32 protein-coding genes and 1 pseudogene are annotated in these 24531 nt (G+C 69.8%); 9 read left to right on the top strand and 24 right to left on the bottom strand.

Going from position 1 to position 24531, the window contains the following annotated elements; all coding sequences use genetic code 11:
- The first annotated feature begins 84 nt into the window (after positions 1 to 84).
- On the top strand, positions 85 to 441 hold the full coding sequence (locus EDC02_RS29295; RefSeq protein WP_123605547.1) for a PadR family transcriptional regulator: 357 nt from the start codon (positions 85 to 87) through the stop codon (positions 439 to 441).
- 5 nt (positions 442 to 446) lie between these two features.
- Entirely contained in the window at positions 447 to 2633 is a 2187-nt protein-coding gene (locus EDC02_RS29290) for a hypothetical protein (RefSeq protein ID WP_148083681.1), read from the top strand.
- 37 nt (positions 2634 to 2670) lie between these two features.
- Here EDC02_RS29290 and EDC02_RS42945 read toward each other — a convergent pair.
- Together EDC02_RS42945 and EDC02_RS29285 are read right to left on the bottom strand one after the other, a co-directional pair.
- Positions 2671 to 2796, bottom strand: a pseudogene (locus EDC02_RS42945) (hypothetical protein); the annotation flags it as partial.
- A 196-nt stretch (positions 2797 to 2992) separates the two neighbouring features.
- Positions 2993 to 3979, bottom strand: a complete 987-nt coding sequence (locus tag EDC02_RS29285) for an NAD(P)-dependent alcohol dehydrogenase (RefSeq protein WP_123605545.1) — start codon at positions 3977 to 3979, stop codon at positions 2993 to 2995.
- A 172-nt stretch (positions 3980 to 4151) separates the two neighbouring features.
- Between EDC02_RS29285 and EDC02_RS29280 the strand changes: the two genes are divergently transcribed.
- From EDC02_RS29280 to EDC02_RS29270, 3 genes are all read left to right on the top strand, one after another.
- On the top strand, positions 4152 to 5741 hold the full coding sequence (locus EDC02_RS29280; RefSeq protein WP_123605544.1) for a phospholipase D-like domain-containing protein: 1590 nt from the start codon (positions 4152 to 4154) through the stop codon (positions 5739 to 5741).
- A 102-nt stretch (positions 5742 to 5843) separates the two neighbouring features.
- Positions 5844 to 6185 carry a hypothetical protein gene (locus EDC02_RS29275; RefSeq protein WP_123607207.1) on the top strand — a complete coding sequence of 114 codons (342 nt, stop codon included), beginning with the start codon at positions 5844 to 5846 and terminating at the stop codon, positions 6183 to 6185.
- Between the two features lie 342 nt (positions 6186 to 6527).
- Positions 6528 to 7541: a tyrosine-type recombinase/integrase gene (locus EDC02_RS29270; RefSeq protein WP_158632351.1), complete on the top strand. Its 1014-nt coding sequence runs from the start codon at positions 6528 to 6530 to the stop codon at positions 7539 to 7541.
- A gap of 506 nt (positions 7542 to 8047) precedes the next feature.
- On the opposite strand, the gene EDC02_RS29265 is transcribed toward EDC02_RS29270, so the two are convergent.
- Positions 8048 to 8260, bottom strand: a complete 213-nt coding sequence (locus EDC02_RS29265) for a hypothetical protein (RefSeq protein WP_148083680.1) — start codon at positions 8258 to 8260, stop codon at positions 8048 to 8050.
- A 66-nt stretch (positions 8261 to 8326) separates the two neighbouring features.
- On the bottom strand, positions 8327 to 8635 hold the full coding sequence (locus EDC02_RS29260) for a hypothetical protein (protein WP_123605541.1): 309 nt from the start codon (positions 8633 to 8635) through the stop codon (positions 8327 to 8329).
- A gap of 115 nt (positions 8636 to 8750) precedes the next feature.
- Here EDC02_RS29260 and EDC02_RS29255 point away from each other — a divergent pair, with 115 nt between their 5' ends.
- The 3 genes from EDC02_RS29255 (at position 8751) to EDC02_RS29245 (ending at position 9808) form a co-directional block, all read left to right on the top strand.
- On the top strand, positions 8751 to 8951 hold the full coding sequence (locus EDC02_RS29255) for an AlpA family transcriptional regulator (protein WP_123605540.1): 201 nt from the start codon (positions 8751 to 8753) through the stop codon (positions 8949 to 8951).
- Between the two features lie 73 nt (positions 8952 to 9024).
- Positions 9025 to 9522 carry a type II toxin-antitoxin system Phd/YefM family antitoxin gene (locus EDC02_RS29250; protein ID WP_123605539.1) on the top strand — a complete coding sequence of 166 codons (498 nt, stop codon included), beginning with the start codon at positions 9025 to 9027 and terminating at the stop codon, positions 9520 to 9522.
- A 13-nt stretch (positions 9523 to 9535) separates the two neighbouring features.
- Positions 9536 to 9808, top strand: a complete 273-nt coding sequence (locus tag EDC02_RS29245; RefSeq protein WP_123605538.1) for a hypothetical protein — start codon at positions 9536 to 9538, stop codon at positions 9806 to 9808.
- A gap of 372 nt (positions 9809 to 10180) precedes the next feature.
- Here EDC02_RS29245 and EDC02_RS29240 read toward each other — a convergent pair whose 3' ends face one another.
- From EDC02_RS29240 to EDC02_RS29200, 9 genes are all read right to left on the bottom strand, one after another.
- On the bottom strand, positions 10181 to 10441 hold the full coding sequence (locus EDC02_RS29240) for a hypothetical protein (RefSeq protein WP_123605537.1): 261 nt from the start codon (positions 10439 to 10441) through the stop codon (positions 10181 to 10183).
- Positions 10438 to 10650, bottom strand: coding sequence for a hypothetical protein (locus EDC02_RS29235; protein WP_123605536.1), 213 nt, complete (start codon positions 10648 to 10650; stop codon positions 10438 to 10440). The genes EDC02_RS29240 and EDC02_RS29235 overlap by 4 nt, the downstream gene beginning before the upstream one ends.
- Entirely contained in the window at positions 10647 to 10880 is a 234-nt protein-coding gene (locus EDC02_RS29230) for a hypothetical protein (protein WP_123605535.1), read from the bottom strand. Before EDC02_RS29230 ends, EDC02_RS29235 begins: the two co-directional genes overlap by 4 nt.
- 11 nt (positions 10881 to 10891) lie before the next feature.
- A complete protein-coding gene (locus tag EDC02_RS29225) occupies positions 10892 to 11152 on the bottom strand; it encodes a hypothetical protein (protein WP_123605534.1) in 261 nt (86 codons plus the stop codon).
- 14 nt (positions 11153 to 11166) lie between these two features.
- Positions 11167 to 11466, bottom strand: coding sequence for a hypothetical protein (locus tag EDC02_RS29220; protein ID WP_233606502.1), 300 nt, complete (start codon positions 11464 to 11466; stop codon positions 11167 to 11169).
- Positions 11463 to 12284, bottom strand: a complete 822-nt coding sequence (locus tag EDC02_RS42565; RefSeq protein ID WP_158632350.1) for a peptidoglycan-binding protein — start codon at positions 12282 to 12284, stop codon at positions 11463 to 11465. The genes EDC02_RS29220 and EDC02_RS42565 overlap by 4 nt, the downstream gene beginning before the upstream one ends.
- A gap of 110 nt (positions 12285 to 12394) precedes the next feature.
- The gene (locus tag EDC02_RS29210) at positions 12395 to 12886 is read right to left on the bottom strand and encodes a hypothetical protein (protein ID WP_123605533.1); all 492 of its coding nucleotides are present in this window, start codon (positions 12884 to 12886) and stop codon (positions 12395 to 12397) included.
- On the bottom strand, positions 12883 to 15066 hold the full coding sequence (locus tag EDC02_RS29205; protein WP_123605532.1) for a hypothetical protein: 2184 nt from the start codon (positions 15064 to 15066) through the stop codon (positions 12883 to 12885). Before EDC02_RS29205 ends, EDC02_RS29210 begins: the two co-directional genes overlap by 4 nt.
- Positions 15063 to 16895, bottom strand: coding sequence for a phage tail protein (locus EDC02_RS29200; RefSeq protein WP_123605531.1), 1833 nt, complete (start codon positions 16893 to 16895; stop codon positions 15063 to 15065). The genes EDC02_RS29205 and EDC02_RS29200 overlap by 4 nt, the downstream gene beginning before the upstream one ends.
- Positions 16896 to 17012: 117 nt before the next feature.
- On the opposite strand from EDC02_RS29200, the gene EDC02_RS29195 reads away from it, so the two are divergent.
- Complete coding sequence (locus tag EDC02_RS29195; RefSeq protein WP_233606501.1) at positions 17013 to 17516, top strand: hypothetical protein; 504 nt, start codon at positions 17013 to 17015, stop codon at positions 17514 to 17516.
- 189 nt (positions 17517 to 17705) lie between these two features.
- On the opposite strand, the gene EDC02_RS29185 is transcribed toward EDC02_RS29195, so the two are convergent.
- The 11 genes from EDC02_RS29185 to EDC02_RS29135 are packed head-to-tail and all read right to left on the bottom strand — an operon-like array spanning position 17706 to position 24467.
- On the bottom strand, positions 17706 to 18290 hold the full coding sequence (locus tag EDC02_RS29185; protein WP_123605529.1) for a hypothetical protein: 585 nt from the start codon (positions 18288 to 18290) through the stop codon (positions 17706 to 17708).
- Entirely contained in the window at positions 18290 to 19048 is a 759-nt protein-coding gene (locus tag EDC02_RS29180) for an IPT/TIG domain-containing protein (protein ID WP_123605528.1), read from the bottom strand. The genes EDC02_RS29185 and EDC02_RS29180 overlap by 1 nt, the downstream gene beginning before the upstream one ends.
- A gap of 15 nt (positions 19049 to 19063) precedes the next feature.
- Positions 19064 to 19519, bottom strand: a complete 456-nt coding sequence (locus EDC02_RS29175; protein ID WP_123605527.1) for a minor capsid protein — start codon at positions 19517 to 19519, stop codon at positions 19064 to 19066.
- 12 nt (positions 19520 to 19531) lie between these two features.
- On the bottom strand, positions 19532 to 19876 hold the full coding sequence (locus EDC02_RS29170) for a hypothetical protein (RefSeq protein ID WP_123605526.1): 345 nt from the start codon (positions 19874 to 19876) through the stop codon (positions 19532 to 19534).
- 9 nt (positions 19877 to 19885) lie between these two features.
- A complete protein-coding gene (locus EDC02_RS29165; protein WP_123605525.1) occupies positions 19886 to 20233 on the bottom strand; it encodes a hypothetical protein in 348 nt (115 codons plus the stop codon).
- A complete protein-coding gene (locus EDC02_RS41955) occupies positions 20233 to 20964 on the bottom strand; it encodes a hypothetical protein (RefSeq protein WP_233606500.1) in 732 nt (243 codons plus the stop codon). Before EDC02_RS41955 ends, EDC02_RS29165 begins: the two co-directional genes overlap by 1 nt.
- Positions 20961 to 21719, bottom strand: coding sequence for a hypothetical protein (locus EDC02_RS29155; RefSeq protein ID WP_148083679.1), 759 nt, complete (start codon positions 21717 to 21719; stop codon positions 20961 to 20963). The genes EDC02_RS41955 and EDC02_RS29155 overlap by 4 nt, the downstream gene beginning before the upstream one ends.
- 42 nt (positions 21720 to 21761) lie before the next feature.
- Positions 21762 to 22364, bottom strand: a complete 603-nt coding sequence (locus tag EDC02_RS29150) for a hypothetical protein (protein WP_123605523.1) — start codon at positions 22362 to 22364, stop codon at positions 21762 to 21764.
- Positions 22365 to 22367: 3 nt separating this feature from the next.
- A complete protein-coding gene (locus tag EDC02_RS29145; protein ID WP_123605522.1) occupies positions 22368 to 22721 on the bottom strand; it encodes a hypothetical protein in 354 nt (117 codons plus the stop codon).
- Between the two features lie 2 nt (positions 22722 to 22723).
- Entirely contained in the window at positions 22724 to 23725 is a 1002-nt protein-coding gene (locus EDC02_RS29140; protein WP_123605521.1) for a major capsid protein, read from the bottom strand.
- 28 nt (positions 23726 to 23753) lie between these two features.
- Positions 23754 to 24467: a hypothetical protein gene (locus tag EDC02_RS29135; protein WP_123605520.1), complete on the bottom strand. Its 714-nt coding sequence runs from the start codon at positions 24465 to 24467 to the stop codon at positions 23754 to 23756.
- Positions 24468 to 24531: the final 64 nt, after the last annotated feature.

Genomic DNA, 24531 nt, shown 5'->3' with positions numbered 1-24531 from the left:
ACAGCGACTGCGGGGGCCACGTCGGTGCGCGGCTGGACCGAATCGGGGATGGACCCTATGTAGGGAAACGAGTATGGTCCACCCATGACGGAACGTGTCCGGGTCACCACCAGCGTGGCTCAGGTGTTGGCGGTGCTGCTCGACGATCCACAGGCTGGCCGGTACGGCCTGGAGCTCATGCAGGCCACCGGCCAGCCCAGCGGCACCCTGTATCCGATCCTGGCCCGGCTGCAGGAGGCGGGGTGGCTACGAGCCGACTGGGAGGACGTTGACCCCAGTGCGGCGGGGCGGCCGGCCCGGCGATACCACCGCCTGACGCCGGAGGGGGTGGTGGCGGCCCGCGCCGAACTCGCGGCCCTGCGGGCGAAACTCCGCCCGCGCGGCGCCGGCGGCACTCGGGCCGCCGACGCCGCCACCTTCACATCGGCGCCGGGGTGGTGAACGGCGTGTCGCAGCGGATCGCCGAGCGGCTGCTGGCCGTGGCGGTGCGGCGTTGGCCGTTACACCTGCGCGAGGAGATGAGCCGGGAGTGGGCCGGCGAGTTGTACGTACTCGGCCATGAGGAAGGCACTGTCGCTGCGCTGCGGAAGTGGCGGCAGCTTCGCTTCGCGGCCAGTCTCGCGCTCGCCCGCCCACCGGACGGCGATTCGGTGCCGCTTCCCTGGCCGCGCAGACCGTCACCCACCCAGGTACACGCGGGATGGCTGTTCCTCGCGCCGCTGTTTGTCCTGGTCACGGCGGTGATGGCGGTGATCTCACTTAGCCGGCTGACCGATGTAGTGACTCGTACGCCGACGACTGCGGTCACTTCCTACCTCGTCATGAACTATGTGGTCCATGTCGTCCTTGCGGCTGTCGTCGGCACACTGCTGGCCCGGCGGCTGCTGCGACGGCGTGCTGGCCGGCCGGTCAGCACGGCGGGCTGTGGATGGGCGACGCTACCCGTAATCGCTGGCCTGCTCGCCATCGATGTGCTCGCCCGTAGCGCGAACCAGGTCTGGGACAATTCCCTGTTCACCGTTGTTGTGGCTCTATGCCTGGCGGCGCTGCTCCCGCTGGTGGCGGCAGGCGTCGCGGCGTTGTCTCGCCGCAGACGTCTGGTGCCGGCCATCGGCCTCGCTGGGCTTGCCGCTCCCGTCCTGGTGCTGATCAGCGCCTACGCCATGGTGCTCCTGGCGCTCCCGACGCCAGCGGTGGCGACCGGGCAGCCCTGGTGGTGGCTTGACCACCTCGGCCGCGACCCGATCCCACTCCTGGGGTACCTGAACCTGCCCGACTCACTGTCGATCGAGACCGTCCTGCCGAGCCTGCCTACCTTCGTCCTGACCGCGGTGGTGCTTGCGTTGGCCCATGCGATCCGGCTCGCCAGGCCGCTCGACCTCGCCGCGACCAGCACGTCGACAGCGACCGACCCCGGTCAGGTAGTCCCCAGCCAGCGTAGGTCCGAGCGGGCCGGTCAGACAGCGACCGGCCAGGTCGTGCCTGGCCAGACTCCGGCGGTCGCGCGTGGGGTGTGGTGGCACCGCACCGCCCTCGCCGGCGCGATCTACTCGGTGCTCGCCTGGGCGGCGACGCTGACCTACCTGACCCCCAACATCGGAGTGCAGAACTCCTGGCCCAGCCGAATGACGCCGGAGGGCGCGGTGCTGCCCCCACAGCCTGCCGGATGGCCCGGGTGGTCGAGCGAGGAAGGACGGGTGTGGATGCACGAGCTTCAGCTGTGCAGCATCATCTGTGCCGCGCTGTGCCTGCTCCTCGCCGCCGCCTACCGGGGCCGACCACTGCTACCGACGCTGACCGGCTCGGTCGTGCTTCTGGGCGTCAACATGGCGGTGGTGCGTGGTGGTTGGACCGATCCTCGGCTGCTGCCTTGGCTCGCCGCAGGTGGGCTCATTCTCGGCATCGCCGTCTGGTTGGCCTCGACCCGCCCGGCCGTGGCCCGGCGGCCACCCGAGCAAACGCGCCGCCTCGTCATCACCATCACCGTGCTGGCCGCGTTCCTCGTCCCGGGCGGTTTCCTCGCTCGGTGGTATCTGGGGGACCGGCAGGCGCCGCCCGTGCTGCTGCTGGTCGCGGTGGGGTTGCCGACCGTACTTGCCGTCGTCGCAGTCATGGGAGTCCTGGCCACGTCAACGCGCCAGCCGCGTCGCCCGTACTGGCGGCTGCCCGCCACCGTCGCCCTCACCACGGCGGTCGGTGGCGTCCTCCTCTTCCAGTACGCTGCCGCGCCCACTCTGAACGGGCAACGGCCCATGATCGACTTTCTGTCCATCACGATGCCGGTGGCATCCTCGTTCCCCGTAGCGGCCTGGACGATCGTCGCGATTCACAGCCGATCCGCCTTCCCGCGACGCCTCGGGCAACAGTTGCTGGTCGGCGGGCCGCTGCTCGTCGCCGGATTCTTCGTCGTGCCCGCCACCGTGTCCGTCGGCGTCGTCCTGTCCCGGCTTGTGCTTTTCCCGATGGAGTACGGACGAGCCTACGACGGTGTGCCCTACCTGCCGGGTGCGATCGCCATCGGGCTGCTGCTCGGGTACGTCGCCGCCACCCGTCTCGACCGCACTGAGTCGGCGCCGTCACCCGCACCAGATACCCACGACGGCCCGGCACCCGCTCAGCTTCCGTCGGGCTGAGCCGGGCAGCCACGTCCTCTGCCGCCCTAGTGATCAGGTCCAGGCTCTGGTTCTGGGGTAGCGCGTGCTCCCGGATCGCTTTCCACTGGCGTTCGAGCCGGTCGACCTGCACCGGGTTTTCCACCACGTCACCGCCACCAGGCGCGTCCCGAATCCCAACGGTACGCCCCGGCCAATCGACGCAGAGTCACCTCATCGGGTCGGGGTACCGGTTTGAGGTTGATGCCAGAGGTGCATCTTGATTCATCTCTGGCATCAGGCTCGACCGGTGACTTCGACCCAAGGTGGGTTACGCTGCGTCCGAGCGCCAGTACGAAACGCCACCAATCTACTCGGAGATCGACGACGGAACGCATCCGCTAGACCCCCGGGGCGTCGTCGGCCGTGACGGTGATCACGACGTTGCCGACCTTGTGCCCGCTGTCGACGTACCGGTGGGCCTCGACGATGTCGGCCAACGGGTAGCTGCGGTCGATGACGACCCGGAGCCGGCCGTCGCCGAGCAGGTCTCGCAGCGCGGCCAGGGCGGCGTGCTTGCGTACCGACATCCCGGTCCGGACCCGCCGGCCGCCGGTGACGGCCGTGCCGGCCGCCAGCAGGTTGTTCGTCATCAGGCCGGTCGTCGGCAGGTAGCAGCCGCGCCGGGTCAGCACCGGCCGGCACCGGGCGAACGAGCTGCGACCGACCGTGTCGAAGACCACGTCGTAGCGCTCGCCGCTGGCGGTGAAGTCCTCGGCGGTGTAATCGAACACCCGGTGTGCGCCGAGCGAGCCGACCAGGTCGGCGTTGCGGCCGCTGCACACGCCGTGCACCTCGGCGCCAAAATGCTTCGCGAGCTGGACGGCGTACGTGCCGATGCTGCCGGAGGCACCGACGACCAGCACCTTCTGACCGGGCCGCAGGTCGGCCAGGTCGTGCAGGAAATGCCAGGCGGTGGTGAACCCGTCGACGGTCGCGGCGGCCTGCGGGTACGTCACGTTCGCCGGCATCGTCGTCAACGACGCCCGCTCCGACAGGCACTTGTACTCGGCGTTCGCCCCGACACCGAAGCCGGTGAAGCCGAAGACCCGGTCGCCGACCCGGAACCTGCTGGCCGCCGGCCCGGTCGCGGTGACCTCCCCGGCGAACTCCAGCCCGAGCACCCGGATCCCGCTGCGTGGGCGTCGCAGACCGATGATGGCCCGGCCCCAGCGGGGTTCGCCCCGGCGCATCCCGCACTCGGCCGAGGTCACCGTGGTGGCGTGCACCCGGACCAGCACCTGGTCGCCACGGGGTACGGGCTTTGGCAGGTCGACCTGGGTGAGCACGTCGGGCGGGCCGTACGCGTCGAACATCACCGCTCGCATGCGGGCGATGATGCTGCAGGCACGCTGTGAGCACGCTGAGGACGGGCACCCGGCTGCGGCACAGAACCGGATCGCCGGGCCAGGTGTCGCCGTCGGCGTCGTGGGGTAGCTGTCAGCCGACCGTTGTGAGCGGCCGAACGGCCGAACGGCGGGCAAACGGAGGGAGGCACGGGTGCCGATCGAGGACTGGTTTCTCACCGGCGACCAGCGTGGCAACCCGGCCTCCGGGCTGCCGGTGTGGTCCGAGGGCAACCAGGTGCGTGTACACGTGCACGGGGCGGCGTACTTCGACCGGCTGGTCGAGACCGTCGCCGCGATGGGCGACGGCGACCAGCTGTTCTTCACCGACTGGCGGGGCGACCCTGACCAGCGGCTGCGCCCGGACGGGCCGACCGTGGCCGACCTGCTGTCCGCCGCCGCTGGCCGGGGCGTGGCGGTCCGTGGCCTGGTCTGGCGCTCCCACCTCGACGTGCTGATCTACAGCGCGGAGCAGAACCGAAACCTGGCCGAGGAGATCAACGACGACGGTGGCCAGGTGCTGCTCGACCAGCGGGTACGCCGGTTCGGCTCGCACCACCAGAAGCTGGTAGTGGCCCGCCACCCGGGCCACCCCGAACGGGACGTCGCCTTCGCCGGCGGGATCGACCTGTGTCACAGCCGGCGTGACGACGCCGCCCACCGGGGCGACCCGCAGCCGGTGAGCATGTCGCCCCGGTACGGCGACCGGCCGCCCTGGCACGACGTCCAGTTGGAACTGCGCGGCCCGGTCGTCGCCGCGCTCGACCTGACCTTCCGGGAACGGTGGACCGACCCGACCGCCCTGCGGCGGGGCAACCCGGTCGCGATGCTGCGGGACCGGCTGGCCGGTCGGCCGGCCCGGGGCGGGCCGCTGCCGGCGCCGCCGGACCCGCCGGCGGACTGCGGCCCGCACGCCGTGCAGGTGCTGCGTACCTATCCGGCGAAGTCGCGGCCCTACCCGTACGCGCCGCACGGCGAGCGTACGGTTGCCCTCGGCTACGCCAAGGCGATCCGCCGGGCCCGCCGGCTGATCTACCTGGAGGACCAGTACATGTGGTCGTCGCAGGTCGCACAGTTGTTCGCCGACGCGCTGCGGGCCAACCCCGACCTGCATCTGATCGTCGTGGTGCCCCGCCACCCCGATGTGGACGGCCGGCTGGCGCTGCCGCCGAACGTGGTAGGCCGGGAGCACGCCATCGACGTCTGTCGCCGGGCCGACCCGGACCGGGTGCACGTGTTCGACGTGGAGAACCACGCCGGGACCCCGGTGTACGTGCACGCGAAGGTGTGCGTCGTAGACGACGTCTGGGCCAGCGTCGGCAGCGACAACTTCAACCGCCGATCCTGGACCCACGACAGCGAGCTGTCCTGCGCGGTTCTCGACGACACCCGGGACCCCCGTGCCCCGCACGATCCGGCCGGGCTGGGCGACCACGCCCGTACCTTCGCCCGGGATCTGCGGCTCACCCTGCTGCGCGAGCATCTGGACCGGGATCCGGACGGCAGCCGGGACCACGACCTGCTCGACCCGGCCGACACGGTCCGGGCCGTCGGCGCGGCGGCGGACACGCTGGACGCCTGGTACCGCGCCGGCCGTCGGGGGCCGCGCCCGGCCGGCCGGCTGCGCCGGCACGACCCGGCGAAGCTGTCCACGTTCACCCGGGCGTGGGCCACCCCGCCGTACCACCTGTTCTACGACCCCGACGGTCGGCCACGACGGCTGCGCCGTACCGCGACCTGGTGACCTCCGACCGCCGTGACCTGATGACCCCGACCGCAGCGTCAGCGGGGGCGCGCCGGGCCCCGGGGGCGGTCCGGGCGGCCACGGTACGGGAGGATGCTGGTCGTGGAAGCTCTCAGACTCGTACTGCTCTACGCCCACCTGATCGGGTTCGCGTTGCTGCTCGGTGGCGCCGCTGTCCAGTGGTTCAGTGGTCGCATCCGGATCAACCCGGCCATGCTCTGGGGTGCGGTCATCCAGGTCGTCACCGGCATCGGGCTGTCCGCGCCGCTGCGCGACGGCGACGAACCGGCCCCGGCGAAACTCGTTACCAAACTGGTGCTCGGGCTCGCCATCCTGGCGATGGTCTTCTTCTCCCGTAAGCGCGAATCGGTCAACAAGGGGCATTTCCTGGCGATCATCGTGCTGACGTTGGTCAACGCCGCCGTCGCCGTCTTCTGGCGCTGACGCCACGCCACCGTACGGCGACCAGCTGTGCCGTCACCTGCCCCGGTCACGACCGGGTGAACCGCCGACGACCCGCTGCCGCCCCTTATAGGGTCGGCGGCGGGAGCGACCCTGCGGATCCGCGGGTGATCTCCCGCGCGGGAGAGTTACGCGAGGGAAGCTCGCAGGGGCCGAAAAGACGAGGTCAGCGCGGGTGTCCACCGAACGGCCACCGCGTCAGCCCAAGCAGTCGACGACGCGCCCCGGTAAGGGGACACCCCGACCGGACACCCGCCGACCGGCGATGCTGCCTCGGCCGGTCGCAGCCTGATCTGGGAGCGCACCCAGATGCCAGAGTCGCGCATGGCGACCCCCGCAGACATGATCACCGCGCACCTCACCTGGATGCGCGCCGGCCGGTACGCAGACACCACCATCGACGACGCCCGCAAGCTCCTGACCCGGCTGCACCGGGAGCTGCCCGCCGGCATCCACCAGGCCCTGCCCGAAGAGCTCGCCGAGTGGTTGAGCCAGCGAGGCTGGTCGAGCCAGACCAGGGCGACCTACTACAAGCACATCGTTCGCCTGTACAAGTGGGCTGCCGGCGGCCGAGACCCATGGCTCAGCTTCGACCCCAGCACGGAACTCAGCCGGCCGCTCACCCGCCCCGGCCTACCCCGGCCCGCCGAGGCCGAGGCGGTCCGGGTGGCGATCCACGAGCTGCCCGGCCAGTGGACCCTCGTCGGCCGACTCGTCGCCCTGGCCGGGCTGCGGCCGGTGGAGGTGGCGCGGCTGACCCGCGAGCAGGTGACCGCGCAGACCATCGTGGTCACCGGCAAGGGCGGCAAGACCAGGGCGATCCCGACCCATCAGATGATCTGGGACCTCGTCGAGCCGATGCCGCCCGGCCGGCTCATCGTCACTCGGCACGGCGGACCGCCGACCCCGAAGTTCGTGACCACGCGCGGCGCCCACTACCTCAGGGCCGCCGAGCACAACATCACCCTGTACCGGCTGCGGCACTACTTCGGTACGGAGATCCAGGCGAGGTTCAAGGACGCGCGAGTCACCCAGGAGCTGATGGGTCACGCGTCCCTGAACACCTCGCAGGGCTACATGCAGGTCACGAGCGACAGGATGAGGCAGGCGATCGACATGCTCAGCTTCGGCGGGGTGGTCGCTACCGGAGCATCGCCGGCCGAGTCGGAGATGGCCGGCGGCCCTGGCGGGTCGGCGGTGTCGCCCCCGCTGGCGGCACCGTCAGGTCGTACCGATGCCGCTCGTCGGCAACGGCCTCGACTCGGGGTGTCCGGTCGGGCGGCAGGTGATCCCGGGAGGGGATCACGACGACTTCGGCGCGCTGGTCGGTCAGGATGATCTGCTCGACGTCGCGCCAGTGGCCGCCGTTGCCCTCGATGACGGCGGCGGCCAGCTGGTAGCCCATGCGGCTGACGTAGTCGGCGCAGCGGCCGGCGAGGGTGGGCCAGCCGTCAACGTTGGCCACCCAGATCACTGCGGTGGTGGTGTCGGGGTTGGTGGTCAAGGGGTCCTCCTCTGGTCGTGGAGAAGTCCTGATCACAGCCCCGGCACCGGCCCGGCGACAGTGGGTGATCGGGCGAGACGCCAGCTCACCCCGCCGGGCTATGGTGTTGATCTCTGCCCGGTGGTATCCGGTGGTATCCGCCAACTCTCCGTAAGGTTAACGGCGGGTTACGCCGTGGAATATCCACGGACGGTGATCGTGTCACATCGGGTGAGGGTGGAGGGTCCACGCCGGACCTGACCAGCGATTCCAGATGATGCACGCGTCCCATCCGGACAGTCGGCCACCGCCGACCGACGGCGCTCAAACCCCGTCAACGAGCCCCCCCCCCGGCTCGGAGTCAACCTGTCCGTACGGTCGGTGACGGCTCGACCGGGGCGGGCAACCGGTCCACCACGATGGCCAGCGCCTCATCCGCGCCGAACTCGGCGCACAACTCCGCCCACGACCAGGTCGTCGTGAACGTCACCTCGGCGTCCGGCGGGATCGGCTCCGTGGCCGACGCCCACGGCCGGCCCTGCCACCTGATCACCGCCGGCCCCTCCCGGCTCACCGCCCACCCCACCGGGCGGCCGCCTGGCGGATGCTGTCCTGCGCGACCGGGTCGGCCAATGCGGGGTCACCCGGCAGCGGACCAGCCCCGGGAGGCCTGCCGCACCGCGCCGGCCGGCAGGTCCGCCAAGAGCTCCCGGTCGCCGAGGTCGAGCCACGCGAACTCGAGATCGTCCCGGCGACCCTCGGCCGCCAGGCGCTCGCGCAGCTTGTCGAGCTGCACGATCGCCCACGTCAGCGACGGGCACCCGGTGTCGGTGCACTGCCCGCAGCGGGGCCAGATCACCCCGTCCGGGGAGTGGTGCAGCCGGCGGATGGCGCGGGCTGCGTCGTCGATCTCGTCCTGTCCGGGTGGCCCGGGGTCCATCGCGGTCATGGCGCTCACTCTCTGGTGGTGTGAGGTAACCCCTGAAGGGTGAGCTATGCCCAATGCAAGCGTCAATAGTGCAAGCTGCACTACTGCCAGATGTGCCTGTTCGTAGCCTCGGCCCATGGATCTGGTCGCGCTGGGCGACGTCGCCGAGATGCTCGGCGGCGTGTCGACGACGCGCGCAACACAGATCACCGGCCGGCCCGGCTTCCCCGCCCCGATCGGCGTGGTCTCCGGCCGGCGGCGCGTGTGGCTGCGCTCGGATGTCGAGGCCTGGATCCGCGAGCACCGACCACACCAGCAGATGCAGCCCGACGACTGACTGTCAGGCAGGCGACAGCCCGAACCTTAAGGTTCGGCTTGCACATCGGGCCCGTGAACCTTAAGGTTCAGGTATGAGCAGCAAGCAGATCGGCATCGAAGACGCCCGCAAGCGCCTCGGCGACCTGATCGACGCCGCCCAACAGGGCGAGACCGTCATCCTCACCCGGCACGGCAAGCCGGCCGCCCGCCTCACCGCCTACCACCAGGAGACCACCGTGCCCGCCACCCCCGCCCAGATGGACCTGAACCAGGCTGCGGCCCGCGCCATCGCCATCGCCCGCGAAAACCGGGACATGTCGGCTGCCGAGTTCGACTACGAGATCAAGATCTACGGCATCGGCGGACCGCACGGGCCGATCGGGCAGGCCGTCTACACCGTCGCCAATGGCCACCTGCCGCCGGTGGAGCCAGGCGACCAGACCATCGACCAGCGCGAAGCCAACTGGGTCGAGCTGTGGGAGGCGCTGCAGCCGGAGCTGAAGGCCTACGAGCGCCGCTGCGAGGCACGCCAGTTCGCGAACTGGTCGCACGCGGCCAGGTCGCTCGGCAAGCGCATCCGCTACGCGTGACGGGAGATACGAGATGAATCGGCTGGAGCAGCTGCGCCACTACTGCCGTGCCTACTACGCCGGCACCACCCAGCTGGCCACGAGCCGCATCGCCCGGCAGTGGATGGAGGCGGGGATACCGGCCCACCAGGCGGCAGCGTGGGCCAGGGCGGGCTGCCTGCCGGAGGAGGCTCTGCCGCTGATCGCGGCGGGGATGACCCCGGCGATGGTGCTCGCGACCGACCCGACGACCGAGGCGGAGCAGATGCAGCGCCTCGCCGACCAGATCGACCTGATGCGCGACTGACCCCGGACGCGAAGCAGCGCCCCCACCCTGATGGGCGGGGGCGCTGTCGTTGCGGGCCCTGCCGGCCGCACCGGACGGGCGGCAGGGGTGGTGCATCGAGGCCGGGCCGCGCTTACCAGCACTCACAGCCGCGCTCACGTGGCCCGGCTGGCCGGTGGTGCACTCCGAGACCTGCCCGACGTTCGCGGGCGGGCGGCGGCCCTAATTGGAAACTCTGGGGCGTGTGCTCGTGGTCGCGCCTGCCTGGCGGGCAGGCGCTGCTTGGTCGCCGATCCTACTCCCCGTCGCGGGCGACGAGGGCGGCGTGCTCCTCGTCCGACTCGACGTCGGCGACCTCGATGACGTAGGAGGTGCCAGCGTAGGCGTACCGGGTCACGCCTCGGGCGGCACCGGGTGATCGACCGGATCGCAGCGGCAGCCGTCGACCGGCCCCCACGACGGACACATGCTGTCGACGCCGGCCCGCTCACAGCCACACGGCACGTTCGCCCAGCCCTCACTGCACCCGGGGCCGCACCGCTCAGGGTCGTGGTAGCCGGTCACCCAGCCCTGGCACCGGGTGCAACGCAGGTGGGGGTCGGCGAACGTAATCTCGACGTGGGTGCGGGTGTGCGTGCGGACCAAGGTGCTCACCGGCGCACCACGTTCTTCACGGCGGCCGCCGCAGTGTCCACCGCGCGCCACAGCCCCAGGTGCTCCTCCCGGACAGCCGACCGCGCCAGACCGGTAGCCCGCTCGCGCACCAGCGCGCTGAACACGCTCGGCGGCAGCGGTGCCGGACCGCCCCGGTCGATCATCGCCGGGTGGGCGCCGAAGTCGCGGTACAGCTCGGCGGTGCTCACTGGTCGTACCGGGTCAGCTCGGCCACCGTCGCCGGGCTGAACACCCGCGACCGGCCGATCAGGGCGACGGCCAGGGGGGCGAGCACGGCGGCCACCCCGAGGATCGCCGTCTGCTGCTCCGGCGACAGGTCGAGCCCGAAGGCGGTCACGAGCGCCACGAACGCAGCGACGACGGCGGTGATGCCGCCGACCGACCACAGCGGTTCGCTGGGTGGGGTGGGGGTGGGCATGGTGAGCCTCCTCAGACTCTCTCGGGCCAGTGCCAGGTGCCGCCCCGGTGCTCGGACTCGGACTGCCCGACCGCCCGGTTGAAGAACATTCCCTCAGGATTGAGCACCGCCAGGCTGACGTGCCCGATGTGGTTGCCGTCGTCGCTGAGAACCGGCTCCTGGTAGTCGTCGACGGCCGTGATGACGGCCGCTCGGCAGACGGACGGGTACTCGCCGCCCGGGGTGCCGTAGCTGACGTAGTGCACGATGCGGCCGATGGACGGCTTCTGCACGGTGGATCCTCTCTTCAGCGGTCGGCGATCCGCGCGACCTGGTCCTTGATGCTGCTGCCCCCGTTGGGCCGCAGCTCCCGACACACGACCCGCTCCACCTCGCCGAGCCGGTCCTCTATCGCGCCGACCCGTTCCATCAGGCCCGGCCGGCGCGGCACACCAGGCCGCTCAGCCTCTCCGAGCAAATCGTCGGCGAGGGCGCCGAGGCGCTTCATGGTGCGCAGCATCCACCTCACCGCCACCACGATGACGCCGCTGGCCGCGCCGACGGCCGAGATGAGTCCGCACCACGCCAGGAGGGCATCCCGAGTCACTCGCCCGACCCGGACGGTGGTGCGGTCTCGACCACGTCGCCGGAGATCGCGATCCGGGTCGGCGTACGGCCGGCCGGACCCGCCGGCCCCGGTTCGCCACGCTCGCCCTGCGGTCCCCGGGCCCCTGCGGGTCCCTGCGGTCCGGTCGCACCAGCCGGACCGGCCGGCCCACGCTCACCGGACCCGCCGCCGTGCTTGCGGGCCAGCTCGGTGTGCAGCTGCCAGGCCTGCCAGCCCGTGACGCTGGCCGCCGGGCCCTGCTTGTGCTTGGCCCGGTGCGCGTTCACAGCGGCCGCCGTCTTCGGCCCGTAGTCGCCGTCGATCGGCCCGGGATCGTGCCCACAGTCACGCAAAACCCTCTGCCAGTACGCGACTACCTCACTCTTCTGGCCCTGCCGTACGAGCATGTCGTCTCCCTCGTCTGCGATGCCCCACGGGGATCGGTCGTCGTAGGGTCCGGTCGATCGGCCGTCCGGACCCTGGCCCACCGACACGTGCACGTGGGTGCTGTGTGGATTCGAGCCGGTGTAGGTCCGCCAGCCCGGGTACGCGGCCGACCAGATGCGCCGGTTCCAGATCAGGTACTTGAATGCCGGGTGCCGGGCGGCCACGACCCGGTTGGCGAAGTCGTCCAGGTCCAGGCCCTTGTCCGCGAGCACGTCGATGGCGCACACCACCCCGGCCTGATTGGGGTTGTGGTCCGACCAGCCCGACGCGTGCGCCTGGTCGCCGATCGTCCACACCGTTGTCCCCGGATGCCGGGCACGGATCTCGTCGCGCAGCACCTCGAGGGACCGGGCGAGCCGCCAGCTGGCCATGTCAGGGCACCTCCGTCGTGTCGTCGCCGCGCCGGGCGGCCGCCTCCAACAGCATGCCGGCCACCAGGCTGGCGACAGCGGCAACAACCAGCCACAGCATCAGGTACCTCCTATGGCAGGGGTGCGATCCGGTGCACGGTCATCAGACTCTGGAATGTGTTCGTCGCGTCGGAATCGCCGACCAAAGAAAGGTTTCCTCCGCTCGACTGGAAAGCGAATCCCTCGATGTAATCCGTGGTGCCGTTGCACTCGATTACGCGTTGTGTGGTGGCCACTGCTGCCGCGTTGGCAAGGTTGATCACCCGGCCCACCGGTGGCAGAGCCGTGCCGTTCTTTCCGATGTACGCGCGCCGATCACCGATAGCGTTGGCGGCGAAGTGGGCGACCAGGGCGCAGAAATACAGCCCCGGAATTGACGGGATGATCCGTGAGTTGTTGACCGATGTGGAGTGGAAGCCGTTGGTGTCCAGTTCCTGCACGGTCCACTGGATAGCGGTGACCGTGTCATGCGTGAGGGTCTGCGACGACAGCCGGCGCAGCTGAACGACCGCTGAGCCGGGCCAGTCGTCAGCGGTGACCAGGTCGCCGGAAGAGAGGGTCATCGGGCGAGCCTCCACGGATCAGCGAGCCGGACCGATGATCCGGCGGGGATGGTGATCTCAACGCCGTCCACCGGCGCCTGGTCGACGGTGAACGTTTGCGGGTCGCTGGTGCCGCTGCAGGCGGTAGCCGTGAGCCTGACCCCACCCACGACGATGTCGAACGGGTACATGGCTGGGTTGACGGTCCACAGCGCTACGGTGCCGGCCGACCGCTGCACGCTCAACGCCGTGTCGACACCGCTGTCAAAGTCGGCGGTGGTCTCACTGCCTGCCGTGTCCAGGCGGGTGCTGGTGCCGAGCGCGCCGACCTGCCACGGCCGAGCCGGCCGCCCCCACACCGCCGCATCCCAGACAGTGCCGGACTGCCACGTCTCCTCCCCGCCGGTGACCACGATCTGCGCGTCCCCCGGCGGGTGCTGGGGCGGCAGGTTGGTGGCCACCACCTTCGTGCCGGGCCGCACAGCCAGCCACTGCGTGATCAGGTCCGGCTTGGCGTGCAGCTTGATCGCGATCCGGTCGTACCGTGGGCTCTCGTCCGTGCCCAGGTGAACTTGCAAGCTGGCGATGTTGGCCAGCTCCGTGTCGTCGAGCAGGTCGTAGTCCTGCTGCCCGGACAGGCGGCCGTGCTGCTGCACGTGCGCCTGGTCGACCGCCGTCGCCGAGCTGCCGCCCGGACGGCTGGCGGTCCACTGGTTGCGCATATCGGCGGTGCTGGCCGGAATCGGTCGGATGCCGGCCGGCACCTCCCGCGCCGAGCCGTCCAGTGTCAACACGGTCGCCGGGTTGTAGCGGTGCTGACGCGGGATCAACTCGAGCCCCCAGCCGCCCAGCTCGTCACCGAGAATGCCGCCGTCAACGAGCACGCAGGCGTCGATCAGCTGCAGGTCGGTAGCGGCAGGCTGGTAGGTCATCCGCGAAATGTGAGCGGCGTCGACGCTGTCCACCACGGTGAGCGGGATGGAGCTGGCGGCGCACACCCGGGTGATCCGGTCCACCGCCGTCTCGCGCAGGAAGCCACGGGTTGCGTTGGTGACCTGCCGGCCGTACGAGTCCGCAGCTGAGGCCGGGACGTAGGACGGCGGCGAGGTGCCCTTCCACACCTGCACCTCACCAATTCCATGCACGCCGGCCGTCGACGCCGATGCGGGGTTGAGGGTGACCCTCGTCGGCCATCCCAGCGTGTTGCTGGCCACGGATGCGGTCCACGGTCCGCCACCACCCGGGCTGACGTCACCCTGCGACTGACCATTAATGATCAGCTGAGCAGAAATGTTAGTACCATTCTGCCACGCGACAACGCGCCATTCAAAGAATGCGATAAAGCTAGTGCCATCTTCGATAATGGCAATACCATCGCGCCGCAATTGGGTGTTGAAATTGGGGCTGCCGGTGAATCGGATATCCCAGGTGGCGCCGGCCGAATCCTGCCATTCCGCGAGAACGTACGGATCGGTCGCCCCGGAAGCGGTCGCCTCCTCGGCGAAGAATTGCGCCGTCCACTCGACCGGCGACGCGGTGCCGGCTACCGGAACGGGCCCGGACAGGCGGCCGCCGCCGGACAGGTCCGGCACGCTGCCCATGCCCTGCAGGCCCGGGTCGGTCGCACCGAACTGGACGTCTCCGGTTGCGGCGAGGGGCGGATGCCCGGGGATGCCGGACGCGCAGCCGCCCGCGTCCTGCCCGTCGTTGCACGGCCAGTAGGCAAGCAGCGTCTCGGCCTGGTCGGCGGCGGTGATGTCCTGCCCCAGGGCCGTCCGCGTGGGCCGCTCACCCTGCTTGAGCAGGCCGGAGATGCTGGTGGCGGTGATCCTGGTGAGGGCGTGCTTGCTGCTGCCGCCGGGCCATTCGACCGGCCAACCGCCGTCGACGTAGCCCCGGAAGCGGACCTCGTAGCCGGAGCCGACATCCACGGCCCACTCGATCGGTACGCCGTTGACCAGCCACGGGTAGTACGGGCTGCGCGGATCGGACCAGGTGAACCGGCCATCGTGGTTTCGCAGGGCGAGCGACAGGGTGTGTGGCTGCCGTCCGGTCGCGTTGCGGTCCCGCCCCCACGAGTGGCGGACCGGCGTCGACTTGTGCAGGTAGGTGGTGATGTCGGTCCACGTCCAGGACGACGGGTCCGCTGTACGTCCCGCGCCGAACGCCGCCCGCAGGCGCGGGACGTACAGCGCGCTCATGACCAGCCTCCGCCAGTCTGCGGGGTGAGGTGCCGGACCACGTCGCCGCCGCCCTTGAGTCGGATGTCCTCGCGGATGCCGGCCACGACACCGTCACCCCGGATGATCAGGGTGACCCGCTGCTCGGCGTGCTGGTTCCGGCCGCCACCCCTGAGCGGCTCGACCTGGGCGCCGCGCGGGAGGTGCAGCATCTCCGGCCCGGCCTCACCCACGATCGCCATACCGGCCTCGAGGATGTTGCCACCCTTCGCCAACATGGGCATGGTCGGCATGCTGAATCCCCGCCCGCCGAACTTCGGAATCCAGTCGGGCACCGTGAATGACATTCTTCCGGGGCCACCATTCCAGAGTCGGGCGATCGCATTAAACGCATTCCTGAATGGTGCGGTGATGATGTTCGCGAGGTTGGAGTAGGCCTCTTTCATCTTTCCGGGTAGGGATTTCAGCCAATCCCACGTTTTCAGCGCTGCACCCTTGATGCCGTTCCAGGCCCAATTCCACAGGTCGGAGAACCACGTCGTCTTGGTGGCTATCAAAACTATCACGGCGATGAGGGCGAGGACGCCGAGGACAATCCAGGTGATCGGCGACGTCCACAGCGCCAAGTTCAATACGATCTGGACGGCGGCCCACACCTTAAGCGCACCGATGATCAGTGCGATAGCGCCGGCGAGGACGCCGAGACCGGTAGTGAGTGGTCCCACCCAGTCTGAGTTTTCGCTGAGCCAGCCGAAGGTGGCGCGCATGTACGGCACCGCCTCGGCGAGCTTGTCGACTAGGGCGGCCTGCACCTGGTTCTTGAAGGCCTGCAGCTGCTGGCCGGCGTCCTGCTCGAAGGTCTCCGCCATCTCGGACGCGGTACCGGCGGCGTCGGTCATCCCGTCACCCAAATTCGACAGTGAATCCAGGAATTCGGGGATGTCCGCTTTGTTCATATCTTCGAGCGGGGTGCCGAATAGGGCGATAGCGGTGTTAGCCCGGTCGGCCGGGTCCTTGATGTCCTGCAACCCGCTGATGATCTTGCCGAATGCGGCCTGCGCGGTGTCGCCCCCGGCGAGCAGATCGTTGGCCATCTGATGGGCATCGAGTCCAATCTCGCCGAACGCCTCCTGCGTACCGGTCGACATGTCGGTAGCGATCAGCGTCAACTCTTTGATCGTGTCGGCAATCTTGTCGATGCCGTACGTGCCCTTCTCCGCGCCGCGCGCCAGCAATTCGAAGGCTTGCGGGCCATCGAAGCCAAGGGACGCGAAGAAGGTGCCGTACTCGTGTGCGGCGTCGAGGATGTCTTCCCGGAACTGCGGGCCGACTCGCTGTGAGGTGCGGGCGATGAGGTCAAGGGCTTCGGTGCCGTCCTTGGCCAATCCGTCACGCATCACGACACCGGCTACACCGGCTGCCTTGGCCAGATCGAATTCGAAAGTCTTCGACAGCGCCTGTGTCTTGACGGTCAGGTCTTCGATCAGCTGTTCATTCTGTGACCCGCCGGTCAGTCCCGAGCTGAAGACGGCGGAGGCGTCGGCCATCGCCTCGTCGATCGTGGCAGTGAAACCACGCCCGAAGCTACCGGCGGCAGCGGCCCCGGCGGCCTCGGCTACGGCCGGGTCGCCGAGCTGGTTCTTCAACTTCGCCTGCGCGCTGGATAGGTTCATGGCGGAGACGAGGCCGGCGCCGATCCCGGCCGCGATGGCGGCACCGGCCACCGCCGCGCCAGCTTTGAGGGCATCCTTGTGCTGGTCGAAGGCACGCCTTGCCTTGCGAAGGTCGCGCTCGAAGGGTGCGAGGTCGGCCTTGAGGATGGTGGCGAGCTCACCCAGGACAAGAGCCATCGCCGCCACCTCTCTCTGTCAGATCTTGGACTCATGCCGCGCCGTGGATTGACGACGGTGGGTAGGGTGCCGGCCGGATCACCACGACCCGGACTCACCGCTCAGGAGGACTGCGCGATGTCGCATCCGCAGCAGCCACAGCCATACAGCCAGCAGCCCCAGCAGCAGCCGTACTACCCGGCACCCCCGCAGGGCGCGGTGTACGGACAACCGCCGACCGCGCCGCCAGCTGGGCCACCGGCGAAGCCGAAGAAGAAGGGCAACCCCGTCGTCGGCGCCATCGCCCTGGTCGTCATCGCCGGGCTGATGGCCCTCTGCGGCGGCATCATCTTCACCCAGATCGGCAACAGCGCCGACGAGCCGATCGACCCGGTCACCGCCGACCGCAGCTTCGACGCTGAGGTGATGTGCCAGGAGCCGATCAAGGACCGGCTGAAAGCGCCCGCGACAGCCGAGTTCCCGCCGGCCGAGGTGAAGAAGAACGGCGCGATCTACAGCGTCACCGGCGACGTGGACGCCGAAAACGGGTTCGGCGCGAAGATCCGGACCGGCTACAAGTGCACCATCAAGGACAACGGCGACGGGACGTGGACTGCCATCGCTGTCACCCTCGACGAGTAGATTCGCCCGAATCGTCTGGGCTGAGCGCCCGCTGCAATCTCGACTCGATCGACAGCAGGCCCGTGATGCGGGCTTGCAGCCACCGCCACGACCGGGCCCGCATCAGGGCCCGGTCGTCTGCGTCGATGCCGTAGTGCTGGTGCAGGTCGGCCTCAACGAGGTCCCAGTGGGTCAGGATGTCGCCCCAACTCACCCCTTCGCCGCGCCGCGACCGGCTGATTTCCTCGGGGATTTCGTACCACTCGTAGAGGCCGGTTTCCGGGTGCCGGTTGCCGCGGCCGTACGGCTCCCGCCAGTCGACGGGGCCGCCTTCTTCGCTGCCTTCTTGGCCTGGTCCCGTCGTTGCGCCCGGTTCGCCGCCGGGCGCAGGGCTTCCGGGCGGCCACCCGACCGCCACCACCTGGCCGCCGCCTGATCGCCGCCGAGCACGTAGAAGTACGCGCACATGCCGCAGTACTCGATGTACGGATCGGCGACGCCGTCGGCCACCATCGCCGCGTACGCGGTGCCGAGCATGCGCTGCGACAAGGTGAGGTGCTTGTCGCCGGGCAGGTCCGGTAGCGCCTCGATCGCGGCCGCAGCCTCCCGCAACTCGTCCTCGGTGCTGTCTTCGGAGATGGTGCCGGTGGTCTGGGCGACCAGCCGGCACCACAGGCCAAGCTCCGCGCTGGCGAGCGGGATCGGATAGGAGCGCTCGACCTTGTCGCGGCCGGGGACCCCGGCCAGGATGAGGCCGGGGTCGAAGTAGCTGGTAAGTCCGCTGAACTCGGGCATCAGGTGTAGATGTAGTTGTCGGCCGCCGTGTCCGCGCTGGCACCGGTGGCGTTGGTGACCTGCACCTGCACCGTGGAGGTGCCGGCCGGCGCCACGGCGACGATGTGCGAATCGTTGACCACGGTGAAATCTGCCGCGTTGGCGCCGAAATCGACGTCGGTGGCGTCGACCCCGCCGGCCTTGAAGTGCTGACCGAAGATGTTGATGATCTCCCCGCCGGCCTCCGCACCGGTCGCCGGGTCCAGGCCGGTCACCACCGGGGTCAGGTCGGCGGCCGGGTTCGTGATGTCGGTCAACGCGCCCTGGCCCTGCAGGACGACGTCGATGCGGTCTGCTCCCTTGCCGCCCGGCATGGTCCAGCTCTTGACGTAGCAGCGGCCTTCGTGGTCGTGGCCGGAGTCCAGGCCGTCACGGTTGTAGAACCGCACCCCGAACTCGGCCTCCTCCACGCGCTGCGCCCGGTGCATCTTGAATCGGCTGCGCAGAAAGGCATGCACGGCGTCGATCGAGGTGCCGGCCAGGTTCGTGCTGTAGGCCAGCTTCAGCTCGAGCCGCCACGAGTAGCCCGTGTTGGTTTCGCGCATGGCGCCGGCGCCCTCGTGCATCTCGTCTTCCTCCGTACGGAGTTCCTCGATCAGCTTGAGGTCTTCCTGGCCGTACACCTGCTGGTACTGGACAGCCGGGTAAGTTGCGGTGTCGGCGTCGAGCCGGTGGGTGCGCGCCAGGGTGGTGACGCGAGTGGTGGGCGTGGTCGCCACGGCGAGCTCCTCAGGTCAGTCGGTACGGTTGCTGGTCGGACGCATCGCGTGCACGTAGTAATTCTCGGACCGCTCGGGACGGCCGTTGCCGTCCTGCCCGAGCGATGTGTAGGACTGCCGCCACATGTCGACGATCGGAATCCCGGACCAGGTAGCCCGGCCGAGCGAGTCGAGTACGTCGAAGATGCTGTCGGCCAGGTCGTCACAGTCGCGGCTGTCACCGGGCAGGCCACGCACCCGCACCTGCACAGCGGTGAGGTGATCGGCCATCCCCGGCAGGCTGGTGCCGATGGGGTAGGGCGCGAGGGTGATCACCCTGTCCGGCGAGATCGGGATAAGGCGTTGCACGATGGCTGTCTCACCGGCGGCGTACGCTGACCCGTCCGGCCGGTAGGTGCCGACTCCTGCGTCTTCGAGGTGCTGGGCGAGTCCAGCGATGAGCCGAGATGTCCAGCCGTCGCCAACCGCCACAACGTCACCGCCTTACTGGAGTGGTTTGCCGGAGGCCTTCGCGATCAGCGCGAGCATGGTCTGCCGCTCAGTCGGGTCGTTCTGCGGCTGCTCCAAGAACTTCGCCTGGCGGCCGTTGTCATGCCGCAGGTTCATCGACTCATGTTGATACACGGCATAGAGCCTGTCGTAGGAGACCGCCGCTGCCTCTTGGTCGGGGTCCGTCGACACCTCACCGGACCGCTCGAGGTCGCCTTCCTCATGCGGCACCAGCGTGCTGGACACCTGCAGGAGGTGTTCGGCGGCCAGCTCAAGCCCGTCGAGGGTCGCGTCACGCAGCACGGCTGCGATCTTGTCGCCGTTCCACTCCAACTCCACGACGGCACCTCACTCGAGGGACAGTTCAACGTGGGACGGTAGGTCGAGGCCGTGATCGTCAAGCTCGGCGACGACCAGGACGCGGGTGACCCGCCCGGACGGGAGAGTCACCCGAGAGCCAGCGGGGGCGCTGGTGCCGGGTGGACACAACACCGTCGTCTTCGACACCTTCTCGCTGCCGGCGGCGTCCTGGGTTTGCACGCGGACGAGTCGACTGGTGTCGTCAACCACGCAGTCAGTTACCTGCACGGCAGCGCTGTAGACCGGCCCGTGCGCACCCGCACCCGCGAAAGCTTCGACGGTGATGGTGGCCGGCTGCGGGATCTCGGCGTCGATGAACTCAGCCCAGGTCGTCATCAGTAGCCTGCCGGCCAGGTGCTCGGCCCGTGCCCGGTCAGGCCGGCGGACTGCAGGATGATCCAGGCTTGTGACCAGAGTGGGCCGATCCGGTCGACCTGCGCGGCGGATGCCCCGCCGGCACCGGCCGCCTGCTGGACGCTGAGCTTGCCGATGGTGAAGCCGCTACGCCTGGGTGCGGCGCCGGTGCCCGTGCGGTTGCCGGAGTCGAGGTTGCCGATCACCTGCTCTACGGTCGCCCACCGCAGGGCTTCGATGTGGTCCGCCTCGGTGGGCAGCCCATCATCGTCGACTGGGTAGACCGAGGTGAGGAGTGCCCGGTCAACATCCCTCGAGGCACGGACCAGCAGCATGGCCGCGTTGGCCGGCGTCGACCCGTAGACGTCGGACAGGTCGGTGATCGTGGCGTACGCGCCCGGGACCGGGATCAGCTCGACCACCGTGACGGTGTCGACGGCGGTGACCTCATCGTCATCCGCGTCGGTCGCGGTCCAGATGGCGTAGTAGTCCGCCGGGTCCTGGGCTGCGTCGACCGCCCAGCTGTAGGCGTTCAACCCGGTGCCGGCCGACACCACGCCGGTCGACGTCGGCCCGACCACGCTGGCCCCGCCCGCAACCGGCGCGATCTCGATCGTCACCGACGTGACTGCGGTCAACGGGCCGCCCTCGTAGGCGCGCCACTCCACCGGCAGCACCAGCGTCCGGCCCTGCTGGACAGTCCAGGCGGTCATGAGAGCAGCACCGCCCTGTGGTTCATCGCGCGCCAGGCGAAGGGGTAGGCGCTGCTGGCGTAGATTTTGGGGTCGCCCGCGACCGAGTTACCCGGGCCCATGCTGGCGATGCCGAAGACCAGGTTGCTCCCGTCCAAGTCGCCGGCCTCGGCGACCACGCTGAAGATGGCGCCGGTGGTGCGGAAGCCCCCGGGGCTGGGGTAGAGAGCCGGCCAGCCCTCCGATGCAGGGGTGCCGGTGCCGTTGGACGCGTACCGCACCGCCGAGCCAGACACCACCACGGCGGCGTCCAGGAAGTTATCCGAGTTGCCCGGGTTCACCATGGCCATCAACGCCAGCTCGACGTAGTCGCCGACCACGGCCGGGATCGACAGCGACAGCCCGGCGAGCAGCGTCCACGTGCTGCCCACGTTGGGCAACTCGATGTCGCCAGCCGTCACATAGGCGCGGCGCACCACCAGCTGCTGCTGACCGCCCAACCCGGACAGAGTCTGAGCGGCGGGGGTGCCGTGGGTGTGATCGCCCCGGCTGTAGGCCGTCGCCGCGCCGGCCGCCGCCGACTGGCCGAAGCTGGTTTCGGCGGTGACCGTGTCGGACGGCGTACCCCCGCCCCCACCACCCGAGCTGTCGACGTAGGCCTTCGTCGCAGCGTGCAGGTCGGCGCTGGGCGGGCCGGGGAGGGTGAGCGCCCCGGTCATCGTGTCACCGGCGACGTTCACCTTGCCGGGATCGCCAGATGTGTATCCGACAGCCACGACCGCTCACCTCCCCTCCGTTGCTGCGTACTGACTGGTGGATCAGGTGAGGATGACCAGCGGCACACCGGCGTTCGCCGTCAGCGTGCCGATCGTCCCTGGTGCCGTGTCCGTCAGCGTCGACCCCGACCGGCCAGCCAGGATCAGCTCACCGGTCACCAGCGCCGCCGACTCGACCGCGTTGTGCAGCGCCACCCCCGCGAGGGTCGGCACCGCACTCGAGGCCGTGACCATGACCGCCACCCGATGCCAGCCGGTGACCGCCACCAACACCGGGGTGTCGAAGTCGAACGTCTTCGCCGTGTTCGCCCCCCACGCCTCATCCGCCAAGTCCTCGGTCTGGTCGACGAGCACCCCGGTCGGGGAGTAGAGGGCGCACCACTGGGCGGTCGGCCCGTTCGCCGCGGTCGTCGCCGAGGCGACGGTGACCGACGACACGGTCTCCCCCTCGCGGAGGTAGATCGGTACGGAGGTCATGACGCCAGTGGCGAGGGCGGCGACGTTGCCGACGGCCTGCAGCCGGGACATGTTGGCCCGGTAGAGGTCGCCGGACGGGTCGACGCCGGGGAAGCGTTCGGCGGCCTGGTTGAACACGTTGGCGAGGTCGTCGCGGATGATGCCGGTGTATGCGCCGTGAACAGTCACGGATCAGTCCTCCTTGGGGCCGAGGACGTGCTCGGCGAGCTGGTCGCGGGTGCGGTCGGCGGCTTCGGCTTCGGTGAGCCGCTTGTCTTCGGGTGCGTGTGGGCTGGTGACGTAGGTGACCCACTCGGCCTTGGACGATCCGCGGTTCGGTGCGACCGGGGCCGGCGGGGGCTGCTCGTCGACGACCGGAGCCGGCGCGGGAGCCTCCTGCTCGACCTGGTAGCCGTGGCGACGGAAGTACGCCAGCGCCGACGGCAGCTTGTCGCCGTCGACCTGGCCGACGCCCTCGACCAGGCGCACACCCGCCACCGTCGCGTTGACGCCCCGGACGGGCGCCGTGATCCGGTAGACGGCCATAGTCAGGCCACCTTGATGTTGCGAAACACCGCCGCCGCCCGGGTCGCCTTCAGCGCCACGCTGACGGGGCCGAGTTCGACCTCACCCGACTTGACCGCGCCCGGCGTGCTGAAGTCCGGCAGCCAGGTGTACACCATCTGGGAGCCGACGGTGGTGACGCCGTGGAAGCCGTCCAGGCCGACCCGGTAGGCGTACAGGTCGGTCAGGTTGGTCTGCGCGCCGCCGATGTCGCGGGTCTCGACCGGGATGATCGGGTCGTTGGTGCCGGCCTTCTCTCCCGGGTCGGCGAAGACGACACCACCGTAGGACTCGCGGACGATCGGCCGACCGTCCTGCCCGACCAGCCCTTCGATCGGGTCGCGAACGTACAGGCCGGTGCGGCGGACGATGCCCCGGATCTTCGCCAGGAGCTGCTTGTTGCCGACGAGGACGGTCGGGGTGCCGTCGAGCAGCTGCAGGAACTCGTCGAGGGCGTCGAGGGCGGTGAACTTGGTCGCCGCCGAGGTGTCGAGGTCGGACCAGTTGGTAACCGACGCGGCCCGGAACTCGGTGGACGAGCCGGTGAGGGCCTTGTCGAGGCCGTCGAAGGAGTTGGTGTCGACGTTGGTGTCGCCGTTGATGACCTCGTCCTGGAACTTGGTGCGGGTCGCCTTGATCTTCTGCCGCATGTTCAGGGCGACGCCGGCGCTGGCCTGGGGGCCGATCCGTGCGGTCACCCGGTCGATCGAGAACGCGCCACCCATGACGGCGAGGGTGGTGGTGTAGTGCTGGGTGGTGACGTTCTGCGCCACGTACTCGGTGTTCAGCTCACGAGTCGCGGCGGTGGGCTGGGTGATCTGCCGGCGGTAGCCGTAGGTCATGGTGGCGCCGCCGCCGGCCGGGTTGACCGCGTCGTCGAACATCAGCGAATCCATGATGGCGGATTCCTTGCGGAATTCGTCGATGGCTGCGACGTCGAGGTCGGTCTGGGCGTTGCGGGACGCCTCTTCGAGGCTGACAGGCATCTCTGCCTCCAATGTGGTCGAGGGTCGGTCAGCCGCCGAACGCTTTCCGTACGGCGGCGTCGAGGCCGCCAGCCCGGCGGGGCTGGTTGTTGCCTCCGGTGTGGTCGGCTCCCTGGCGACCGGTGCCGGACCCTTGGCCGGTGGTGCCTGCAGCGAGCTTGGGGTTGGCCTTGACGGCGGCCTTGACCGCGTCGCGGACCTTGTCGGTGAAGTCGCGGTCCTCGGGGTCGAGGTCGGCGACAGAAGTTGCGAAGCCGCGTGAGTCGAGTAGGGCGTCGGGGTCTGCGCCGGCCTTGCCAGCGACCTTGTAGACGGCCAACTCGACGGCGGTCTGCCGGGCGGCCTGGGTGGCCTTCTCGGCCGCTTCGGTGGCGGCCTTGAGCTGCTCGGCCGGGTCCTTGGAGCCGTCGGGTGCGAGTCCGGCGGCCTTGAGGATGGCGGCGACCTGGTCCTTGGCGGCCTTGGCGTCGCCCTTGGCTTTCTTCTCTGCCTCGCGGGCGGCAGCGATAGCCTTCCGAGCGCGTTCGGGGTCGAAGTCGCCGTCGATCTTCGGCCCGTCGTCGTTGCCGGCCTTGCCAGCGTCGTCGTCCGAGCCGCTTCCGCCACCGTTGTTGTGGGCGGTGGTGTCGCCGGTGTCGCCCGGGTCATCCCGCCGCCAGCCGGCCCGTGGGGCACGCAGGGTGGGGATGCCGGACAGCGGACAGCAGACGGCTGCCCGGAGGGTGCGGTTGGTGCGGTGCATCGATCGGCCTCCTTGAGGCGGTCGCGGTTGGGGTGGTGCTCGCCGCGGCCTGCCTTGAGGCCAC

The organism is Micromonospora sp. Llam0 (assembly GCF_003751085.1).
Taxonomy (GTDB): domain Bacteria; phylum Actinomycetota; class Actinomycetes; order Mycobacteriales; family Micromonosporaceae; genus Micromonospora_E.
The sequence above is the reverse complement of the archived record's forward strand: the minus strand, read 5'-3'. Positions and strand labels throughout refer to the sequence as shown.